Here is a 21,755-nt window from a genome sequence, read left to right as displayed (position 1 = left end):
ATTGGTTTTTTATTGGTTAACCGCAAACGGGCTTCTCCTGGCCATATTTTCAGCATTTTTTGCAGGAGCAATTGTAGAATTATTAAGAAAATTTTACAAGCGTAAACATTCTTCAGATTGAACTAAAAAGTATTAAAACTGCAAAGAATCGGTAGGCTTTTAGACAGAAAAAATCGTGGCAAAATGTGAGTTGAAAAATAACAAGTAAAAATTCAGGGAAAATATGGATAATCACCTGTATTTGAAGCATAAACATACAAACATGCAAAAACTGATCGCTGGAATATTGTTGTTCTTATTTCCGCTTTATGCTTTTTGCTTATGGATCTTCGTTTTTAACAAATACCCAAATCATCAGGAAAGAAATGCGCATTTTGCAGACTTTATGATTTTTTCGGATAACCCTGTTCTGGTTCCGCTATTATCCATTATTCTATCAGTAGCAAGCGCCATTTTATTGGGAAGTCTGACTATTGACAATCTTCTTTTAAGGGTACTTGTTTATGCTATAATTCTGGCAAACTGCTTTCTGATTGCATTGAATATTTATGGTTTAATGTAAAAAAACGTGTTGCGTGGGTAGAGAGGCGATGCATCGCCTCTCTACCCACGCAACACACAAAAAAAGGCTGCCCGAAACAAACCAGACAGCCTTTTTCAATAAAATCTAAATCCGGAAATTAACCGATCAGCGCATTCAGGGTTTCTGATGGACGCATGGCTTTTTCAACTTTAGCTGCATCCGGGTGGAAGTAACCGCCCATATCAATTGCTTTGCCTTGTGCACCTATTTGTTCCTGCACAATCTTATTTTCGTTTTCGGCCATGGCTTTGGCCAGCGGTTCGAAAGCAGCTTTCAGTTCGGCATTTTTGGTTTGCTCGGCTAAGGCGTGGGCCCAATACATAGCTAAATAGAAATGCGAACCACGGTTATCGATGCCACCAACTTTACGCGCCGGCGACTTATCTTTTTCCAGGAATTCGGCGTTGGCTTTATTCAGGGCTTCGGCTAATACTTCAGCTTTTTCGTTTTTGGTTTTGTACGCCAGATCTTCTAAGGAAACCGCTAAGGCTAAGAACTCACCCAGAGAATCCCAACGCAGGTAATTTTCTTCCTGGAACTGCTGAACGTGTTTCGGCGCCGATCCACCGGCACCGGTTTCGAACAAGCCGCCACCATCTAAAAGCGGAACGATGGAAAGCATTTTAGCCGAAGTACCAAGTTCTAAGATCGGGAATAAATCGGTTAAGTAATCGCGGAGTACGTTACCGGTTACGGAAATTGTATCCTGACCATTTTTAGCACGTTCGCAAGTGTAGCGCATGGCTTCCACCGGGCTCATGATCTTAATTTCCAGGCCGTTGGTATCGTGATCTTTCAGGTATTTCTCAACTTTCGTGATCAGGTTGGCATCGTGGGCGCGGTTTTTATCTAACCAGAAAATGGCCGGCGTATTGGTAATTCTCGCACGGGTTACAGCCAGTTTCACCCAGTCCTGGATCGGCAGATCTTTGGTCTGGCACATTCTCCAGATATCGCCTTCTTCCACGTCGTGCTCCATTAAAACATTGCCGTTCGCATCAGAAACGCGTACTTTACCGGCTTCGGAGATCTGGAAAGTTTTATCATGCGAACCGTATTCTTCGGCTTTCTGCGCCATTAATCCGATGTTCGGTACGGTACCCATGGTTTTCGGATCGAAAGCGCCGTTCTTTTTGCAGAAATCAATTACTTCTTGGTAAATGGTGGCGTAATTGCGGTCCGGGATCATGAATTTGGTATCGTGCGATTTGCCGTCGGCGCCCCACATCTGGCCGGAAGTACGGATTGCGGCCGGCATGGAAGCATCGATGATCACGTCGTTCGGGAAGTGCAGGTTGGTGATGCCTTTATCAGAATCTACCATGGCTAAAGCCGGCGCATTGTCATAAACCGCTTTGATATCGGCTTCTATTTCGGCGCGTTTTTCTTCGGAAAGATTTGGCAGTTTGTTGTAAAGATCGCCTAAACCGTTGTTCGGATCGAAACCAATTTCCTTGAAAGTTGCTGCGTGTTTTTCGAAAACCGGTTTGAAGAAAACGGTAACGGCGTGGCCGAACATAATGGGGTCAGAAACCTTCATCATGGTGGCTTTCAGGTGCAAAGAAAGCAACACACCTTTGGCTTTGGCATCTTCAATTTCGCGGGCGTAGAATTCGCGCAGCGCTTTGGCGCTCATGCGCGACGCATCGATCACTTCGCCGGCTTTCAGTTTCAGGCCTTCTTTTAAAGTAGAAGTGTTGCCCGAGTTGCTCACGAATTCAATTTTCACTTCCGTAGCATTTTCAACAGTAACCGATTTTTCAGAACCGTAGAAATCGCCGTCCTGCATATGCGAAACGTGGCTTTTAGAATCGGAAGACCATTTACCCATGCTGTGCGGGTGCGCTTTGGCGTACTGTTTCACTGCATCGGCCACGCGACGGTCGGAGTTACCTTCGCGCAAAACCGGGTTTACCGAACTGCCCAACACTTTGCCGTAAAGGGTTTTTACTTCCTTTTCGGTATCGTTTTGCGGGTTGGCCGGGTAATCCGGAATGTTGTAGCCCTGGCTTTGTAGTTCCTTGATAGCAGCAACTAACTGCGGAACCGAAGCGGAAATATTCGGCAGTTTGATGATGTTGGCTTCCGGCGTTTTGGCCAGTTCGCCTAAGTAAGAAAGGTCGTCGTTTACTTTCTGGTCTTCCTTCAGATTTTCCGGAAACGTTGCCAGAATACGGCCTGCCAAGGAAATATCGCGGGTTTCAACTTCGATGCCGGCGGCTGAGGTAAATTTTTTAACGATTGGTAAGAATGAATACGTGGCCAATGCCGGCGCTTCGTCGGTAATGGTATAGATAATTTTCGACATAGTTTAATTTTAATTATGAGTTTTTCGCTACAAAAACCTAGCGTTTTGACTCCTGAAAAAATGGTTAAAATCGTTCGGGCAGATTGCAGCAAGAACGGTTGGCAAATATAAAGGAGTTTTTGGAAATGGCTAAATGGGAAGGGTTTTAAATTGTAGACAGGTGTTTTTAGGGTTGAATGCTATAGTGCTTTTTACAGTCATCTCGACGTTAGGAGAGATCTCATCGGGTTGGTAGCGAAGTTTGCTATTGAGTTTTCAGGCCAGAAAGGATACCGTTTTTTCCCTGTCATCCTGAGCATAATTGAGTGCGGGAGCGCGAAGATTGCGAGCGTAGCTCTGAAGGATCTTGTTGGTGGGCAGCAGTTTTTAAACTACAAAGGATAGCGTGTTTGAAGCACCTTTTCTGCTAGACATCTGGCTTTTACCTTTCATCGGCAATTTTCTCCCTCAAGCCGGGCGGGCTTCGTTTCTGCGTTCGCGGCTGCAATCTTACCTAGCCGCATTGCGGATTTCCTGACGGCACCGGTAAGCTTGGAGGCCGCTCTCACAGAAACTGGCATCATTCACCTTCGTAGTCAGCTTTTTTTAAGTTTAGCTTTCTAGCTAATGTGGTTTACGCGCGACGCTGCGCTGGCGATATTGAGAAATAATAATTAAGAATTACCATTAGGGAATTGTGATTCTAATAATTCCAAGTTCAAACAATTGTCCTGTAAATCCTGATCCTTTTTTAGGGTTAGGGTTGGGAGGCGATAAACTTACCAGATAATATTTCCTTGTAGCGCAGCAATAACTTTCTCATCGCTTACCTGCTGAAAATCTTCGTAGAACTGACCTACGGCATAGAAACCTGGCGGTGCCATTAAGCAGATCAATTCGTCTACCAGCGGTTCGAATGCATCGATAGCCGATGGCGGAGCGACTGGTACGGCAACTATTAATTTCTTCGGGTTCTGCTTTTTTATCATCAGCACTGTTGCCATGAGTGTGTGGCCGGTGGCAATCCCGTCGTCTACCAGAATTACGAGTTTATTATGCAGTTCTGTTGGTTTGTGGTTGCCCATGAAAAGCTGGTACCGGCGTTTCAGTTCTTCCTGATTTTTCCTCGTTTCCTGTTCTATATATTGCGGGGAAATATCCAGCCTTTCATTAACCTCTATGCTATCCATGCTTACCGCGCCAATGGCATATTCGGGATTATGCGGATGACCGATCTTTTTCGACAAAATCACTTCCACCGGCAGATCAAGTTCTTTGGCAATGTAAGCACCAATAGGAACCCCGCCGCGCGGAATGGCCAGTACAATACCGTCTTCGCCTTTATATTGCAGCAATCTTTCGGTTAATCTTTTGGCGGCATCCTGTCGGTTTTTGATCATGGGTTTTCGGGGTTTAATTTCAAGAAACAGTTTCCGTATTAAAGGTATTTTTCAAACCAGTTAGCGGCCAGTTCCGAAACTTGTTCCAACGTTCCCGGCTCTTCGAATAAATGCGTGGCGCCCGGTATCAGTTTCATTTCTTTTATGCCGGTCATGTGGTCGTAAGCCTGCTGGTTCAGTTCTATTACCTGATAATCGTTGCCGCCAACCAGCAAAAGTATGGGCGCCGTAACTTTTGCCAGCACAGGAATGGCCATATCCGGCCGGCCGCCACGACTCACCACAGCTTTTGATTTATCGCCCAAAGCTGCCGCAGCGCCCAAAGCCGAAGCTGCGCCGGTACTTGATCCGAAAAATCCGATAGAAAAATTACGGGTATGTTCATTTTGCGAAGCCCAATCTGCCACTGCGATCAGTCTTTCGGTAAGCAACGGAATTTCGAAACGTTTCTGGTAATCCTGATCTTCTTCGGGCGTGAGCAGATCGAATAAAAGCGTGGCAATGCCTTTGTCCTGCATTACTTTGGCCACGTAACGATTCCGGCTGCTCAACCGGCTGCTGCCGCTGCCATGCGAAAAAATGACCAGCCCTTTAGCGTTTTCCGGAATGATCAGATCGCCGGGAAGCGTAACTTCACCAACGGTTATGGGTATAGTTGCATTAAAAATTTCTGAAGTCATAAATTACAGATCCTGAAAAACCAACTTTAAAAGAAACAGCCCAAACTGGATTTGGTTTGAATGAAACCGCCAGTTTTTTGGTGGAAAACCCTACTGTTTTGCCGCAATATATTTCTGTCTGAATTCCGTTAGTAATTTCTAATTTTGAATTTCTAATTTCTAATAAAAAGCAGTGTACCTCTACGTAAAAGCTTTGCACATCATTTTTGTAGTTACCTGGTTTGCCGGCCTGTTCTACATTGTGCGCCTGTTCATTTATTTTGCCGAAGCCGCCGAAAAACCCGAGCCCGAAAAAACCATTTTACAAACGCAGTATAAACTCATGCAAAAGCGATTGTGGTACGGTATTACCTGGCCTTCGGCAATTCTCACGCTTATTTTCGGCGTCTGGATGCTTTATTTATATACCGGTTTTCAGCATATTCCGGGTTGGCTTTGGCTGAAAATTGCGTTTGTAGCTGGTTTGTTTCTGTACCATTTCAGCTGCCAGCGTATTTTTAAACAGCAGCAAAATGGCCTGGTACAACAAACGTCCACGCAACTCCGCATCTGGAACGAAGTAGCCACGCTGTTCTTGTTTGCCATTGTATTTCTGGTGGTTCTGAAGAACAGCCTGAATTTTATCTGGGGCGTAATCGGGCTGGTATTATTTGGCGTAATATTGATGCTGGCCATCCGGATCTATAAAAAAATCAGAACTTCCTGAAAGGATTCCGGCTTTACTTAAATGCAAAAACGCTATACTTTTTCACGTGAAAAGTATAGCGTTTTTGTTTTCGCGTAGGGTTTAAACCCTACACTTCAGATTTCACAATCAACACTTTAACCATTAAACTATTTAGCAATTCAACCTTAAACTGCTTTGCTGAACATTTTTTCCGCCGCGCCAGTCTGGGTGTTTGCAGCCCGCATTTTCAGGTCGAAAGCGTTGCAGATGTTGCGGATAAAACGATTTCCGAGTGGGGTAACCTGTAAACCGTTGTTTCCTAATTCGATCAAATCGTCGGCGTTCAGATCCAGCAAATGCAGCAGAATTTCCGGGTTTAATTGCGCACATTCCGGCTCAGAAATCCATTTTGTACGGCCGGTGCAGGCAATATTCAGAATGTGGCTGCGCATTTCCACGTCTTCGTCGGTGCAGAAATAACCTTTCACAATCGGTAATTCCTCCATTTTCAAAAGCGCGTAATATTCTTCTACCGTTTTTACATTTTGCATGTAGCCGTAGAACGCATCACTGATCGCAGAAACGCCCAACCCGATCAGCAATTTGGTATTGTTGGTGGTATAACCCATAAAATTTCGGTGCAGGCGGTTTTCAAGTTTGGCCACGTAAAGGTCATCCTCCGCTTTCGCAAAATGATCCATTCCCACATCGTGGTAACCGGCTTCTAAAAGCATTTCGCGGCCCAGTTCGTAAAGCGCAAATTTCTCTTCGTCCTGCGGCAGGTCTTCTTCCGAATAAGCCCGTTGCGATTTTTCTTTCCAGGGCACGTGCGCGTAACTATAAAACGCAATCCGGTCCGGCGAAAGCGTAATAACCTGCTCAAACGTATCTTTTATGCTTTCCAAAGTCTGGAATGGCAGGCCGTAGATCAGATCGAAGTTCACAGAAGTATAACCAATTTCACGCGCCATTTCGGTACCGTTTTTCACGTTCTCGAAAGGCTGTATGCGGTTAATGGCCTGCTGAACTTTCAAACTCAGATCCTGCACGCCGTAACTTACCCTTCGGAAACCCAAGTCGTACAAAGCCTGCAAATGTTCGCGGGTGGTATTATTCGGGTGACCTTCAAAACTAAATTCGTGGTTTGGGTGAATATCACACCCTTCCAGCAATTTAGTGAGCAACGTAGTCAGGTTTTCGGGGCTGAAAAAAGTTGGCGTTCCTCCTCCTAAATGAATTTCCCGGATCACCGGTTTTTCTTCCAGAATTTCGCGGTACATGCTCCATTCTTTCAGGATTGCCTGCAGGTAAACCGGTTCTACGCCGTGGTTTTTCGTTATGCGTTTATTGCAGCCGCAGTACGTACAAAGGCTTTCGCAGAACGGCAAATGCAGGTATAAACTAATGCCTTCTTTAGAATTGGTAGCCTGAAACGTGTCTTTTACAATGGCCTGCCAGCGGTTTTTATCGGGCAAAGCCGAATCCCAGAACGGTACGGTTGGGTAACTGGTATAGCGCGGAACGGGCTGGTTATATTTCTCGATCAGTTGTTTTAAAGTGTTCATCTTTGTGCGGAAAATGTACAATACAAAGGTCCTGAAAGCGGTTTTACATTCTTAAAATGCCCGTCAGCTGAAACCATGATCTTTGTCACTTTTCATATGGCTTCCAAAGAATTCTGCAGTAAAAAAACGGTAGGGTTTGGGGTCGAAAAAGTCGGAGCCGGCAATTTCTTTCAACTACTTTGCAATTTTAACCGTACCAAACTTGCAAACCCTTTCGCTATGAAGATCAGATATTTACTTTTTCTGCTTCCCGCACTGCTTTTTGCCTGCGAAGGCTCCGACCAGATCGAAAACCGCTCGAAAGATGAGGAAACCGTGGCCGTTGAAACGCCGGTAGTGCAGGGCGAAATTGATGGCCGCGACACCGTAAAAGTTAAACTGCAAACCGAATTCGTAGCGTTTTTCATCCAGTTCCAGTCGGCGGTTTTTAACGAAGATGCCGATGCGTTCAACCATTTTATAGATTCGGAACGCGGCGTTTATATTATTGAAAACCCGGGTGCCATGCCTAAAATGACCCTCGTAAAAGATATTCGGAAATTTAAACGCGAATTTCAGGGCCGTTCGTTTTTTACCATAAAAGATGGCCTGCAAAGCTGCAAATTAAAAGAAGAAGCCCTGCCCGGTTTTAACTGCGAAGGCCAGACCGGCGGCAACTCCGGCTATACCAAAGAAGGTTGTTTTGCCGCCGATGCCGAAGCTTTCCGCAAAACGGAAATACACAAATACGCCAGCCTGCCCGAAAACGAATTGCAAAACATTGAAAAAACGCTGCCGCTCGTGCAAAAAACCGTAGTGCAAACCTCCACCTCCTACCAGTTCCACTTCGGCCAGATAAACGGTAAATGGAAGGTCCTTTTCATAGACCTGCGAATTCCGTGCAGCGCGTAATTGGAATGATTGAATCAGGGAGGAGATTTCAGAATAGAAAAATTCCAGACTACGCATTTGCAAATACTTTTCAAGTAAAATGGTAGGCTTTTCAGGTAAAAAACTCAGAATTCCGTATTCCCAAATTCAGAATCAGACAAGCTCACATTCATTAACACATTAAATTATTAGCACATTAAAAAATGGCCTGGTACCAGCAATATCCGCCGCCCGACCCCGGATTGGTGAAACAACTTACGGCGCAGCAAAATGAAATGCGGCAAAGAGTGATCATCCGGAAACCGGATTTCGAGCTGAAAACCATTGCCGGCTGCGACTCTTCTTTTATTGGTGAAAATATCCTGTCGGTGTTTGTTTTACTGAGCTGGCCGGAGCTGGAAATACTGGAAAAAGTTTACCATTACGGCGAAGTGGAATTGCCTTACATTCCCGGATTTTTAGCCTTTCGCGAAAGCCCGAACTTGCTGAAAGCCTACGAAAAACTACAAACCAAACCCGACTTAATTATGGTTGACGGCCACGGCATTGCCCACCCGCGCCGGTTAGGAATTGCCAGCCAGCTTGGAGTTTTGTTGAACAAACCGACTTTGGGCGTGGCCAAGAAAATTCTTGCCGGAAAATACGAAGAACCCGGTCCGGAAAAAGGCGCCACCACTCCTATCATTCACCAGAAAGAAATTATAGGCAACGTATTGCGCACCAAAGAAAAAGTGAAGCCGGTTTTTGTATCGCCCGGACATTTAATGGACCTGGAAAACGCTACCGAAATTGCCTTAAAAACTGCTATTAAACACAAACTTCCGGAGCCAACCCGCTTAGCCGATCATTACGCCGAAGTATTTAAAAGCGAAGTGCGCAGCGCCTGAAAAACTAATTCCCCAACCTTGTTTTTTGAATAAATGTCAATGTTTTCAAATTCTGAACTTATACCTGAACGACGATGGAAAACTACGAAATGGCTTCTGAAAACCCGCTGCATGAAGAAACCCTCCAGGTAAACGCCCAGATCAAAAACTACCTTTCCGAATCTGCAAAATGGGCAAAATTCCTGGGCATTGTGGGTTTTGTATTGATAGGTTTCATGGTAGTTGGCGCCTTTTTCATTGGTACGTTCATGAACTTTATGGGCCGTAACCAGATGCCTGAAAACGGCGAAAATCCGTTTGCTTCCGGCGCTTTTTCCATCGCTATGGGCGCTTACATTTTACTGATTGCCTTGCTTTATTTTTTCCCCTCGCTTTACCTTTATCAGTTCGGCACCAAAACCCAAAATGCGCTGCGCAATAACGTACAATTCGATTTTACCGCTGCTTTCGGCCGCCTGAAATCTTTCCTTAAGTTCTTTGGAATTCTCACCGCAGTTTTCCTGGTTTTTTACGTCGCTATTTTCCTGATGATGCTCGTTTTTGGCGTGTTTATGAGCGGGCGTTGATCTGCAAACAAAACCTTTAGCCTGCCAGGCAGTAAAAAGCAAACGTCTTACATTTAAATAACCATGCTTATGACTTCAACCCAAACCGTTTTAATAACCGGCGCTTCCAGCGGCATTGGTTACGAATTGACCCGCTTGTTTGCCCGCGATAATTACAAAATTATTATGGTAGCGCATTATGCCGGAAAACTCGAAGGCGCCGCCCAACAGATCCGCAACGAATTTCCGCAGGCCGATATCATGACCATTCCCTGCGATCTGAGCCAGCCGGGCAGCCCGGATCAGCTTTTTGCCGAAACGCAAAAAAAGGACCTTGAAATAGACATTCTGGTAAATAATGCCGGCTTCGGCGAACATGGTTTTTTCGCCCAAACCGACCTGCGAAAAGAACTCGAACTGATACAGCTGAACATTGCTTCGCTTACGCATTTAACCAAATTATACCTGCCATTTATGCTCAACCGCCGTTCCGGAAAGATCCTGAACGTAGCTTCCGAAGCCGCTTTTATGCCCATTCCACTTCTTTCGGTTTATGCCGCTAGCAAGGCTTTCGTACTTTCTTTTTCCGAAGCGTTGCAGAATGAAATTCAGGATTCAGGCGTGAGCTTAACCATTCTCTGCCCGGCCGCTACCGATACCAACTTCTTTAAAGTAGCCGGCGCCGAAAACACCAAAGTTGCCCACTCCGACCTCGATTCGCCGGTAGATGTAGCCAAAGCCGCCTACGAAGGCCTGATAAAAGGCGAAAAACGCATTCTGCCAACCACTAAAGCCAAAATGCACGTAGCACAAGGCAACATGATGCCCGATTCCATGCTCGCCAGCCTCATGCGTAAGCAAATGGAACCGGTTGATAAATAAAAACGCTATAGTTTTACTCCCGAAAAGTCTGGTTTTGGCCAGACTTTTTTTATGCCTTTCCCTACCGTTTTCAATCTTTTTACCAAGCCCTGCGTAGTTTCGCAAAACGCTATTCTTTACCAACCCAAAATTACTATGGAAAATCTCCGGCAATTCAGCGGCGAAAGCGAAAATGAGATCTGGCAGCAAATTGCTGCCGACATGCACCAACAAAACGAAATTCTGGAATACAGCGCCCAGATCAACCAGCAAGATCATCAGGTTTATTTCGATATTGACATTGACCTGGGCGGCGGCTTTGAAGGCGGTTTTGAAACTACTACGTTTATGGCGCCGGTAAATAATTCGGAGCTGAAATTTCACTTGTATCCGCAAAACTGGCTAAACGAAGTTGGCAAAATTCTGGGCCTGGAAGACGTGGAATTGGGTTATCCGGAATTCGACAAAACATTCATCATTAAAGCCAGCAATCCGGAAAAATTAAAGCGCATTTTCGCAGACGAAACCATCCGGCAAACGCTCCTCAAATACCCGGATTGCGAACTAAAACTCAGCCACGAACACGACAAACCAAACGCCCGGAACTTACTTACTTTCAACCTCGACCTTGCCTTGATCAGCCCGGAACACTTGCGCGAAGTTTATCATGTAATGCTGCAGATCCTGGAGAAACTGGGACAGCCAACCCTTCCAAATTCTGGCGAATTGTAAGTCCTTTGCAACCATTTACTGGTCATAAAGTCTGAAATTCATATTCCAACCACAACAAAAGCTGTCATTTTTTCCGGATTTAAACAAATTTTGCCTTTGGAAAGTAGTTTGCTAAACGCTCAGAAACGGTATCATAAATCGGATAAAAACTATGAACTTTAATAATTATACCATTAAATCTCAGGAAGCTATTCAAAAGGCAACTGAGATTGCCGGCGGCAACCAGCAGCAGGCAGTAGAAACCGGCCACCTGTTAAAAGGCATCCTGCAAACCGACGAAAACGTTACGTCCTTCCTGATCAAAAAACTGGGCGTAAACCAAAATATCCTCAATACCAAACTCGACCAGATCGTGGCGGCTTACCCCAAAGTAAGCGGCGGAAGTCCGTATTTAAGCAATGCGGCCGCAGCAGCTTTACAAAAAGCCACCAATTACCTGAAGGAATTCAACGACGAATTTGTAACCATCGAGCACATGCTGCTGGCCATCATGGCAGGCTCCGACAACGTGGCCACGCTCATGAAAGATACCGGCTTTACCGAGAAGCATTTGAAGGCAGCTATCAAGGAATTACGCGGCGGCGAAAAAGTTACCGACCAGAACGCCGAAGCCAAATACAATTCCCTGAAACGCTATTCCAAAAACCTGAACGAAATGGCCCAGGCCGGTAAAATAGATCCGGTAATTGGCCGCGACGAAGAAATTCGCAGAGTTTTGCAAATCCTGAGCCGTCGGAGTAAAAACAACCCGGTACTTTTAGGTGAACCCGGCGTTGGTAAAACCGCTATTGTAGAAGGTTTAGCGCAACGCATTGTTTCCGGCGACGTGCCCGAAAACCTGAAATCGAAGACCATTTTCTCCCTGGATATGGGCTTGCTCGTGGCCGGCGCGAAATACAAAGGTGAATTTGAAGAAAGACTGAAAGCGGTTATAAAGGAAGTGGTAGATTCAGAAGGCGAGATCGTGCTTTTCATCGATGAAATTCACACCCTGATCGGCGCCGGTGCTGGTGGCGAAAGCGCCATGGACGCAGCGAATTTACTAAAGCCGGCCTTGGCGCGCGGCGAACTGCATGCTATTGGCGCCACCACTCTGAAAGAATATCAGAAATACATCGAGAAAGACAAGGCTTTAGAACGCCGTTTCCAGTCGGTAATGGTCGATGAACCAAACATTCCGGACGCGATTTCGATCCTTCGCGGTATCAAAGATAAGTACGAACTGCACCACGGCGTGCGCATTAAAGATGATGCCATTATTGCCGCCGTAGAACTTTCGAGCCGCTACATTTCCGATAGATTTTTACCGGATAAAGCCATCGACTTAATGGATGAAGCGGCCGCGAAACTACGCATCGAGATCGATTCGTTGCCCGTGGAACTCGACGAACTGAACCGCCGCATCATGCAGCTGGAAATCGAACGCGAAGCCATTAGAAGGGAAAACGACAAGGACAAGGAAGCGAATCTGAGCCGCGAAATTGCCGACCTGAGCGCCAAACGCGACGACCTGAAAGCCAAATGGGAAAACGAAAAAGGCGTTATCGGCGAAATTCAGAAGGAAAAAGAAAACATTGAGCAATACAAACTGGAAGCCGAACAAGCCGAACGCGCCGGCGATTACGGCCGCGTAGCCGAGTTGCGTTACGGTAAAATTCAGGAAGCCGAAAAACACCTGGCCGAACTGCAGAAAGCCGTAGAAGAAAACCAGGACGCCAACCCGATGCTGAAAGAAGAAGTAACTTCCGAAGACATTGCGAGCGTGGTAGCCAAATGGACGGGAATTCCGGTAAGCAAAATGCTACAGAGTGACCGCGAAAAACTGCTGCACCTGGAAGCTGAACTGGGCAAACGGGTGGCCGGTCAGGAAGAAGCCATCGCCGCTATTTCCGATGCCGTACGCCGCAGCCGCGCCGGCTTGCAGGACCCGAAACGCCCGATTGGTTCATTCATTTTCCTGGGAACGACCGGGGTTGGTAAAACTGAATTAGCCAAGGCATTGGCCGAATATCTGTTCAACGATGATAACGCCATGGTGCGGATAGACATGAGCGAGTACCAGGAACGACACGCCGTAAGCCGTTTAATTGGTGCACCTCCGGGCTACGTGGGTTACGACGAAGGTGGTCAGTTAACGGAAGCCGTGCGCCGGAAACCGTACTCGGTAATTCTGCTCGATGAAATTGAAAAAGCGCACCCGGATGTGTTCAACATTCTGCTGCAGGTTTTAGATGATGGTAGATTAACCGACAATAAAGGCCGCATCGCGAACTTCAAGAACACCATCATTATTATGACCTCGAATATTGGCGCGCACATCATTCAGGAGAATTTCAGCTTGATGAACGAAGGCAATAAAGAAGAAGTGATCGAGCGGACCAAAGAAGAAGTTTTTGAGCAACTAAAGAAAACCGTTCGTCCGGAATTCCTGAACCGTATTGATGAGCTGATCATGTTCCGTCCGCTGAGCCAGAAAGAGCTGCGCAAGATCGTTACCATTCAGTTCAAACAAATTCAGGACCGCCTGGAAGAGAACGGCATTCACCTGGAAGCTACAAACGAAGTGCTCGACTTTTTGGGCCGCGAAGGCTACGATCCTACTTTCGGCGCCCGTCCGCTGAAACGCGTACTGCAGCGCATGGTGCTGAACGAACTGAGTAAGGAGATCCTGGCCGGCAAGATCAGCAAAGATTCGGTGGTAGAAGCCGTGATGGAAGATGATAAAATCGCATTCAAAAACCTGGATGTTGCCTTTCCGAGACCGGAATAAAAACGGTAGGGTTTTAGCCCGAAAAAATAAAAAGTCCCGCTGGAGATTCCAGCGGGACTTTTTTGCTTTAATTTGAGCAGAAAACGCTATGGATTTCACCTGAAAAAGTCGGAACTCAACAGTATTCAGAAACCCAATCTGCTATCTACTCAAGCACCAGTTTTTTAATCCCGGAAAACTTATCGTTGCGAATTTTGATAAAGTAAACCCCTTTTCCAAGTTTGCTCAGATCCAGTTGCTGCGGTTCAGAGTCTAAAAACTTCACTGGCTTTTTAATCAGTACCTGACCAAGCACGTTCGTAATTTCCAGGTTGAACGGTTCCGGTTGGTTCTGTTTCAACGTTAAGTTAATTAGGCCGGTACTCGGATTCGGGTAAATTTCAAACAGCTTCTCCTCCAGATCTTCCGGAGTTCCCGACGGTAAATTACACTGCCAGTTAGCAATAAACCCGTTCAAAGTATAAGAGCTATTGGTGATAAACTGCATAGTGATTGCACCACCGGAAGAAGTGATAGCAGCACCGTTATTCGGCAGTCCGCTCCCCAAGGTATGATACGTTCCGATCAGCGGCGATGCCGTATTTGCTCCATCGTAGATCCTCACCACATCGCCGGGAGTATCTACATCAAAATAAGTAAAGAAAAGAGAAACCGAAGCAGCATTTGGCGGCGCGATCACAACAGTACCATTCACATTATTCTTGTAAGCGCCCGTTGGCCCCCCATCGTCGTAAATTACGCCGGAACAGAAATTATTTTGCACTAAAGTTCCCAACACAGGCATCAGAACAGTTCGGCAGGCAACGTTTGTTGAGTTGTAATTAATATAATTGGTTTTGACTAAAGTATCGCTACCGAAAGCATTCGTGGTGACCAAGGTAATGGTGTATAAACCAGGCGCTGAAAACGCATGCGTTGGGTTTTGCAGCGAAGAAGTATTGGCCGGACCTGAATTCGGATCACCAAAATTCCATAACCAGGAAGTTGGCGTATTAATCGTAGAATCAGAAAAACTCACTATACCGTAGCATGGATTCACGGAATTGGCACTGAAGGCTGATACCGGCGGATCTGTATTGGGGTAATTGCAGTTCCAGGTGGCACTAAAACCGTTTAACGGAGAAGAACTGTTGGAAATAAACTGAATGGTCATGGCTCCGCCGGTGGAAGTTATAGGAGCTCCACTATTCGGAAGAGCAAGCCCCCAGACTGGTGTAGGGTAATACGTTCCGATCAGATTGGCAGTGGTGTCCGGCCCGTCAAAGATCTTCAGCACATCGCCGGGCGTATCTACGTTAAATTGTGTAAAGGTAATAGAAACGGTAGCCGCATTTGGTGGGGCTATCACCACGGTACCATTCACATTATTGGAATAAAAATTAGAAGGTCCGCCATCGTCGTAGAGCGAACCGGAACAGAAATTATTTTGCACCAAAGTTCCGGATACCGGCATCAGAACAGTTTGGCAAGCAGCATTCGTCGGATCATAATTGATATAGTTCGTTCTAACCAGTGTGTCGCTGCCAAAAGCATTGGTGGTAACCAGGGTAATGGTGTATAAACTAGGTGCCGAGAATGTATGCTGCGGGTGTTGCAACGTAGATGTATTGGCCGCACCTGAATTCGGATCTCCAAAATTCCAGCTCCAGGAAGTTGGTGTGTTGGTTGTGGAATCAGAAAAACTAACCGTACTATAGCATGGGGTCATAGTGCTCACGCTAAAGTCCGATACCGGCGGAGCTGGATTCTGAACGATGATGATCGTGTAATCTTCTACTTCAATATCTGGATACCAGGAAGGACATGGATCATTTATTCCTCCAGGCGTACGCATCAGAACCCTCATCCTGGTAGGCCCCAGAAGTGCTTTTCCCGGAATTACAAGAGAACCCGAGGCCACCAGTTCGTTATTGGAAAGTACAGCCTGCATATTAAACACCTGTTCACGTTGCTGAAAAATATTATCGTGGTTGAAGTCGATCCAGATCGTGATATATTCTGCTGCTCCGGCACTTTTTCCCAGCGTAACTGAAACCGGAATATTGCCCATTCCCGCATGGGCGAATGTATTCAGATAAGTATAATTCCCGTAAGCATACACTTCAGCCCCGGTATTATTGTTAATATTCCCGATAGTTACATTTCCGATCCATTGACCGGTATTTGTATTATTGGTGTTGATACAATAATAATTACAAGGAACCGAAATATTCACTGATTTCGAATAAAGCAGTGTATCGCACACGCCGGTTTTACAGGCAACAAACGTTACGTCGTAACTTCCGGCAGCAGTGGTAGAATAAGTATGGATTGGGTTTTGCAGCGTTGAGGTATTTGCAGCTCCCGAAGCAGGATCCCCAAAATCCCAATACCACGAAGTAGCACCATTCTGTGAAGCATCATAAAACTGTACCGAACCCTGACAAATTGACCCCATATTAGCCGTATAATCAGCAACAACAGGATACGGGTTCGGCAAAATATTAACCAGGTAATCTTCCACCTCTGCGTTGGTAGCATTCATTTGGCAAGGGTTCGTGAAATACTGAGAACTACTCATTACCACGCGCATCCGGGTAAGTCCGGGAAGCGCATTGCCTGGCAAAGTAATATTTCCAGCTGCCTGTATAATTCCCCCAGCTCCCATGGTCGTCAGTTTATTGAATACCTGCTCATTCGCCTGAAACTGGCCATCCTGATTAAAGTCTATCCAGGCAAAAACATACATATATACACCGGAGTTAATAATATCTACCGCTATTGGGTTTGGCAAACCCAGCATCAGGTCCGTTTTTAAATAAGTATAATTGCCGTAACCGTTAGGCTCCGCGCCACTGGCGTTATTAATAGTACTAACGGCCACCTTACTAATATACCGTCCCGCACCAAAATGTCCGGAAGAAGCACAATACGTTTGGCAAGGCACTGTGGTCGTAATCAGATTTATTTTGATAATGGTATCGCATTGTGCTCCTTTGCAGGCTATTAACTTAACAGTATAATTGCCGGCCGGCGTGATCGGATAAATATGTATGGGGTCCTGCAAAGTAGATGTATTGTTTACTCCCGAAGCAGGATCGCCAAAATCCCAGTACCAGGAAGTAGCCCCGTTCAGGGACCGATCCAGAAACTGAACCGTTCCTGAACAAATGCCGGTCATATCCGGCTGAAAATCTGCTGTAACCGGCTGGGCATTCGGTAAAATATTAATGGTGTAATCTTCAGATTCCGTGTTCGATACGTTCTTAATACACGGATTCCAAAGCGGACCGTAGTTATCAGTCATTAAAACGCGCATTCTGGTAAAACCGGGCAGCGCCGAGGCAGGTACCGAAATATTTCCGGTCGCAACCTGAGGGCTGGCACTATAAGCAGTTTCATTAAAAACCATTTCGGTTTGTTCAAAAAAACCATTCCTGTTAAAATCGATCCAGGCCAGCACCTGCCTGTAATTCGTAGAAAAATTAGAGCCAATGGTTACTGAAATAGGATTCCCGGCTGAGCCAACTACAAGATCTGCCCTTTTATTTGTGTAATTTCCGTAGCCATTCGGGTCAGATGCACTCGGGTTATTCAGGTTACCAAGTGTAACATTCGAGATCCACTGATAAGGAGTATAATGCCCGTCTGAAATACAATACGTTCGACAGGGAACAGGCACATTTATGTAATTAGTTTTCACGATCGTATCGCACTGCGAACCTTTGCAAACTACCAGGGTAACCGTGTAGCTAGCACTTGTTCCTGTAGGGTACGTGTGAGTTGGGTTCTGCAAGGTAGAAGTGTTATGCCCCCCGGAAGCAGGATCACCGAAATTCCAATACCACGAGGTGGCGCCATTTACCGATGCATCCCGAAAGGGCACTGTTCCACTGCATACCGCATTCAGGTCAGCCGAAAAATCACCTACCAGGGGAATCGTATTTGGCAAAAGCGTTAAGAGATAATCTTCTGTTTCCCCACCGTTAGTAATATTGGAAATACAAGGGTTATTAAGATCGTAGATATCGCTGATGTTTACCCGCATTCTGGTAAATCCAGACTGCACATTATTGGGGATAACAATATTGCCGGTTACATTTAAAGGAAGATTAGGCCCCACATAATTTGAGTAGTCATGAAACATCCGCTCACTGTTCTGGAACACGCCATCTTTATTCAGATCGATCCAGATTGTGACGTATTTATAATAATACGCAGTGCTTAGCTCAATTGTAAAAGGATTGCTGCTTCCTAAAACCAGATCGCTGTTCAGATAGGTATAATTCCCATAACCCAACGGATCCGGCCCACTAACATTGCTCAGCGTACCGATCTGCACTTTCGCGATCCATTGCGAAGAATTCGAATGGTTTTGCGATGGACAATACGTAATGCAGGGCTTCGTAATGTTCAGGTATTTATTTTTTACCACGGTACCAGACCCGTTCGCATTGGTAGCAACCAAAGTAACGGTGTAGCTTCCCGGGTTACGATAAACGTGGGTTGGGTTCTGCAGCGTAGAAGTATTCAGCGCCCCGGAAGCAGGATCGCCGAAATTCCAGAGCCAGCTATGCGGCGAATTGGAGCTTTGGCCGGCAAACGTTACAACGGTATCGCAGGTAGATGAAAAAGTAGATGTAAATTGTGGTACCGGGAAAATATCGGGCGTAATAATGACCGTGTAATCTTCTGCCTGCCCGCTTTGCACACCGGAACAGCTCGTAAAATTACTGCCAGTATTATCGGAAATGATCCGCATTCTAAGAGGAGTGTTTAAAGTAGCTGTAGCCGGAATGGTGATGGTACCAACAGGATTTATAGTATTTAAAGCTACAGCTACCAGCTCATTAGCACCCGTAAAATCACCGTCGTTATTATAGTCGATGTAAATGCGGGCATCCTGAGGGTTACTACCAGTGGTGATCGAAAAAGGGTAACTTAATCCGGTTGAAACTCTTAAGGTTTTGTTGCATGTGAAATTCTCATAGCCTGCAACGCCATTGGCCGATGCATTCGTAAACAACCCATTACCGATACTTACATTTGTAATACCGTAACCACAACAGTAATTAATTGTATTGGGCGTACAGGTAGCCGCTACCGGCACACTGTTATGGTAGTTTATATAATTGGTTTTAACCAGCGTATCGGCTTCGTTTGCATTGCTTACTATTAAAGTAATATCATAATTCCCGGGAGCTGAAAAAGCGTGGGTTGGATTTTGTAACGCGGATGTATTATTCACTCCGGAAGCCGGATCTCCGAAATTCCAGAGCCAAGTTACAGGCCCATTCTTAGACCGATCCGTGAAACTGACTGTGTTCGTACAGGTTAGGGAGTCGTTAGCCGTAAACGCTGCAACTGGCGCGGCCAGGTTAGTAACTAAAGTAATCCGGTAATCTTCTACCTGCGAATATCCCGGCGAAGAACAGGGCGTTGGGATTGGCGATGAGAAATTATCTGCCGCCACCCGTAACCGCAACGGAAGTCCGGTAATAGCACCCGCCGGAATAATGATATTACCGCTATGATTCTTTTTATTGTTAGAACTAAAGAGCAGTTCGATAGCAACATTAAAAACACCATCGTTATTCGCATCGAGCCAAACTCTTACATTCTCATTTACATTATTGTTGGTTGTGATACTAACAGGATAAGTTACTCCCGGAGAAAGCGTAGTACCAATAGTGCAGGAATAATCTACATAACCACTGGTGGCTGTTACCGGCCCCGTGGTATTATTAATTGCACCATTGTTAATATTAACATTCAAGATTCCCATCCCAAAAGCAATATTACCAGCGGGAGGATTACCCGGTGTACATGAATTTACCACGGGACATTGCGCCTGACTGTTAAAAGCAATGAATATCCCGGGCAAAAACATGAAAATCAAGGAAAAGAAGTTCAAAAATTTAATTCGTAAAGTAATCCTCTTATTCATATTTAATTCCAGATTCCATTTTTAAACAGGCCAGCAATAACTTCAAATGTACGCTAAATTTCGTTTTAACCGAAACACCAGCAGATAGCCGAATTCAAATTACTGCCAGAATATTCTCCCGAAAAGGAACCTGTGAATTCAAGCACAGGAATGATTGGTTTCTTTCAGAAAAAAAAGAAAAGCAGGAAAATTACTGATCCGGTTATCAATATGTTTTTTTCTTTGATACAATAATAAAATTAATCTCCCATTTAAAGCTCTGGAAGCGGGGTTGTAAAAGGACGAAATCAGATTCAAAAACCTGGACGTTTCATCTCCGCGACCAGAATAAAAAACGATAGGGTAATAGCCCGAAAAAGTAAAAGTCCCGCTGGAGATTCCAGCGGGACTTTTTTATTGAAATTTGATATCGTTTTCTATAACCTTAAAATTACATCCGTTTGAAATTATAAACAGATTTCGCTCCGGTCTGTATATTTACATATTCTGCCTGCATCTCACTACCACCATTCAAACACGAATAAGTAAGTGTATGAGATCCGCTTGGTGTATTAGGCCGTCCTTGGTTTACACCACTGCAAATAACATCTTCCGTACTGGTAAAGGTGTAAGAAATCTTATCCCCACTTACGGTATATCTGAAATTAAACCGCATTGGTGTGCAAATCTCATTACAATCCGGATTTTCGGAGTAACCAGTTCCGTCACTACCAAAATAATAGATCAGATTTTTTCCAGGCGCACCGTTACAGGTTGGCATGCTCCATTTACCTACCGGGCAAGCACCAGATTCACCATCCACTCCCGTTGCTTTGGCTTTTATTGCTTCAAAATCTTCCTGATATTCATTATCCCAGCAACTTGTCAGTGAAAACAGCATTAGTAAAACACTGAATAAATATGTCTTTTTCATAAAATATCTTTCCTGAAATTATAAACCAAAATTTAACCCGATAATACTGCCGTAAGAGCCTTTTGCCATCACAAACTGCTCGAAAGAAAGGCGAAAAAAGAAATTTTTCTCTCCTTTTTTATTGGTGCTTAAATACTTGTGCAAATAAATGCCGGTATGCAAACCTCCAGTAAAAAAACTGGCATCTGTATCACTTACCTGAGGGCTATAAGTTTCTCTCGAAGCATCCCAGGCGTCAGCAGAATAGGTACCTTGCGTAAAATTCAGAGCCGGTCCGGCTAATATACCTGCCGAAATAAACTTCGTATCGAATTCTTTAAAAGCATAACCGCTTAAATAATGCTTGGAGCCATAAATAGTCTCAATAGACGAAGTTCCTGAACCATCATCCGTCATCCCTCCGCTTGAAGATTTTACCATATTATTATAACGGATCCAGAACATATCTAAAAAATTATCGCTGGAAAACCCGATACCTGAAATGACACCAGGATTGGCATAAACCCTCTCGTAAGCTATTTTAGGCGCTTTTTCCGGATAACCATCCTGTTTATAAGCGCCATAGGCCAGAATAATACGGCTTGGGTTTTTAACGATTTTTCCTTTAGCCTTAGCTTCATTTACCGGCAAAGGCTCGGCAGCAATTATCGTTGAGAGCGTTTGATTATTTACCGCTGAATTTCCAAGAGTTGAAAATGTTTCGCGATTGCCATTCTGATAAAGGATCATGAAAACTTCGGCTTTCCTGATATTATAAACCGGCCCGTCCTGAAATTGGAACTGCTTGTATTTTACGGCATCATCGGTAATTTCCAGCACTTTGGCCTGAATTTCAGATTTATCATTTTTCACGATCACATCCTGCGCCTGCAAACCTGAAGCGACAAACAAAATAAAGATCAGGGCCATAAAAAGTTTCCTGAATGGCGGGTAGCGTTTTTCCATAAAAAGATATAAGTGAAGGAAAATATAGAGAAATCAATTTTGTTTTAAAACAAGCAAAGTTACCCGCCTGTTTCTGCCTGCACAATACCCATATTTAGGTATAATTTCTCAACACAGGTCATTG

Annotated in this window: 15 protein-coding genes; 8 read left to right on the top strand and 7 right to left on the bottom strand. The window is 45.0% G+C overall.

Annotation, left to right across the window (positions count from 1 at the left end):
• Positions 1–262 precede the first annotated feature (262 nt).
• Positions 263–562 carry a hypothetical protein gene (locus ACFPIB_RS01725; RefSeq protein ID WP_378015690.1) on the top strand — a complete coding sequence of 100 codons (300 nt, stop codon included), beginning with the start codon at positions 263–265 and terminating at the stop codon, positions 560–562.
• Positions 563–680: 118 nt separating this feature from the next.
• Here the strand turns inward: ACFPIB_RS01725 and ACFPIB_RS01720 are convergent, their stop codons facing one another.
• The 3 genes from ACFPIB_RS01720 to ACFPIB_RS01710 all read right to left on the bottom strand — a co-directional run bounded on the left by ACFPIB_RS01720 (position 681) and on the right by ACFPIB_RS01710 (position 4,950).
• The gene (locus ACFPIB_RS01720; RefSeq protein WP_378015689.1) at positions 681–2,891 is read right to left on the bottom strand and encodes an NADP-dependent isocitrate dehydrogenase; all 2,211 of its coding nucleotides are present in this window, start codon (positions 2,889–2,891) and stop codon (positions 681–683) included.
• Between the two features lie 758 nt (positions 2,892–3,649).
• On the bottom strand, positions 3,650–4,270 hold the full coding sequence (locus tag ACFPIB_RS01715; RefSeq protein WP_378015688.1) for a phosphoribosyltransferase: 621 nt from the start codon (positions 4,268–4,270) through the stop codon (positions 3,650–3,652).
• A 38-nt stretch (positions 4,271–4,308) separates the two neighbouring features.
• A complete protein-coding gene (locus ACFPIB_RS01710; RefSeq protein ID WP_378015687.1) occupies positions 4,309–4,950 on the bottom strand; it encodes a dienelactone hydrolase family protein in 642 nt (213 codons plus the stop codon).
• Positions 4,951–5,122: 172 nt separating this feature from the next.
• Here ACFPIB_RS01710 and ACFPIB_RS01705 point away from each other — a divergent pair, with 172 nt between their 5' ends.
• Positions 5,123–5,656, top strand: a complete 534-nt coding sequence (locus ACFPIB_RS01705) for a CopD family protein (RefSeq protein WP_378015686.1) — start codon at positions 5,123–5,125, stop codon at positions 5,654–5,656.
• Positions 5,657–5,802: 146 nt separating this feature from the next.
• On the opposite strand, the gene hemN is transcribed toward ACFPIB_RS01705, so the two are convergent.
• A complete protein-coding gene (gene hemN / locus ACFPIB_RS01700; protein WP_378015685.1) occupies positions 5,803–7,182 on the bottom strand; it encodes an oxygen-independent coproporphyrinogen III oxidase in 1,380 nt (459 codons plus the stop codon).
• Positions 7,183–7,401: 219 nt separating this feature from the next.
• Between hemN and ACFPIB_RS01695 the strand changes: the two genes are divergently transcribed.
• From ACFPIB_RS01695 to clpB, 6 genes are all read left to right on the top strand, one after another.
• Positions 7,402–8,073: a hypothetical protein gene (locus ACFPIB_RS01695; RefSeq protein WP_378015684.1), complete on the top strand. Its 672-nt coding sequence runs from the start codon at positions 7,402–7,404 to the stop codon at positions 8,071–8,073.
• Positions 8,074–8,255: 182 nt separating this feature from the next.
• Complete coding sequence (gene nfi / locus ACFPIB_RS01690) at positions 8,256–8,939, top strand: deoxyribonuclease V (RefSeq protein WP_378015683.1); 684 nt, start codon at positions 8,256–8,258, stop codon at positions 8,937–8,939.
• 74 nt (positions 8,940–9,013) lie between these two features.
• The gene (locus tag ACFPIB_RS01685; RefSeq protein WP_378015682.1) at positions 9,014–9,505 is read left to right on the top strand and encodes a hypothetical protein; all 492 of its coding nucleotides are present in this window, start codon (positions 9,014–9,016) and stop codon (positions 9,503–9,505) included.
• Between the two features lie 69 nt (positions 9,506–9,574).
• On the top strand, positions 9,575–10,366 hold the full coding sequence (locus ACFPIB_RS01680) for an SDR family NAD(P)-dependent oxidoreductase (RefSeq protein ID WP_378015681.1): 792 nt from the start codon (positions 9,575–9,577) through the stop codon (positions 10,364–10,366).
• A 135-nt stretch (positions 10,367–10,501) separates the two neighbouring features.
• Entirely contained in the window at positions 10,502–11,077 is a 576-nt protein-coding gene (locus ACFPIB_RS01675) for a hypothetical protein (protein WP_378015680.1), read from the top strand.
• A gap of 151 nt (positions 11,078–11,228) precedes the next feature.
• Positions 11,229–13,847 (top strand): ATP-dependent chaperone ClpB, encoded by a 2,619-nt coding sequence (gene clpB, locus ACFPIB_RS01670; protein WP_378015679.1) that lies wholly within the window; start codon positions 11,229–11,231, stop codon positions 13,845–13,847.
• Positions 13,848–13,992: 145 nt separating this feature from the next.
• On the opposite strand, the gene ACFPIB_RS01665 is transcribed toward clpB, so the two are convergent.
• From ACFPIB_RS01665 to ACFPIB_RS01655, 3 genes are all read right to left on the bottom strand, one after another.
• Positions 13,993–19,602: a GEVED domain-containing protein gene (locus ACFPIB_RS01665; RefSeq protein ID WP_378015678.1), complete on the bottom strand. Its 5,610-nt coding sequence runs from the start codon at positions 19,600–19,602 to the stop codon at positions 13,993–13,995.
• A gap of 601 nt (positions 19,603–20,203) precedes the next feature.
• Complete coding sequence (locus tag ACFPIB_RS01660; protein ID WP_378015677.1) at positions 20,204–20,686, bottom strand: hypothetical protein; 483 nt, start codon at positions 20,684–20,686, stop codon at positions 20,204–20,206.
• Between the two features lie 18 nt (positions 20,687–20,704).
• Positions 20,705–21,631, bottom strand: coding sequence for a hypothetical protein (locus tag ACFPIB_RS01655; RefSeq protein WP_378015676.1), 927 nt, complete (start codon positions 21,629–21,631; stop codon positions 20,705–20,707).
• Between the last annotated feature and the right edge of the window lie 124 nt (positions 21,632–21,755).

The organism is Adhaeribacter terreus, assembly GCF_042657365.1.
Lineage (GTDB): Bacteria > Bacteroidota > Bacteroidia > Cytophagales > Hymenobacteraceae > Adhaeribacter_A > Adhaeribacter_A terreus.
This window is presented reverse-complemented; position numbering and strand designations above follow the sequence as displayed.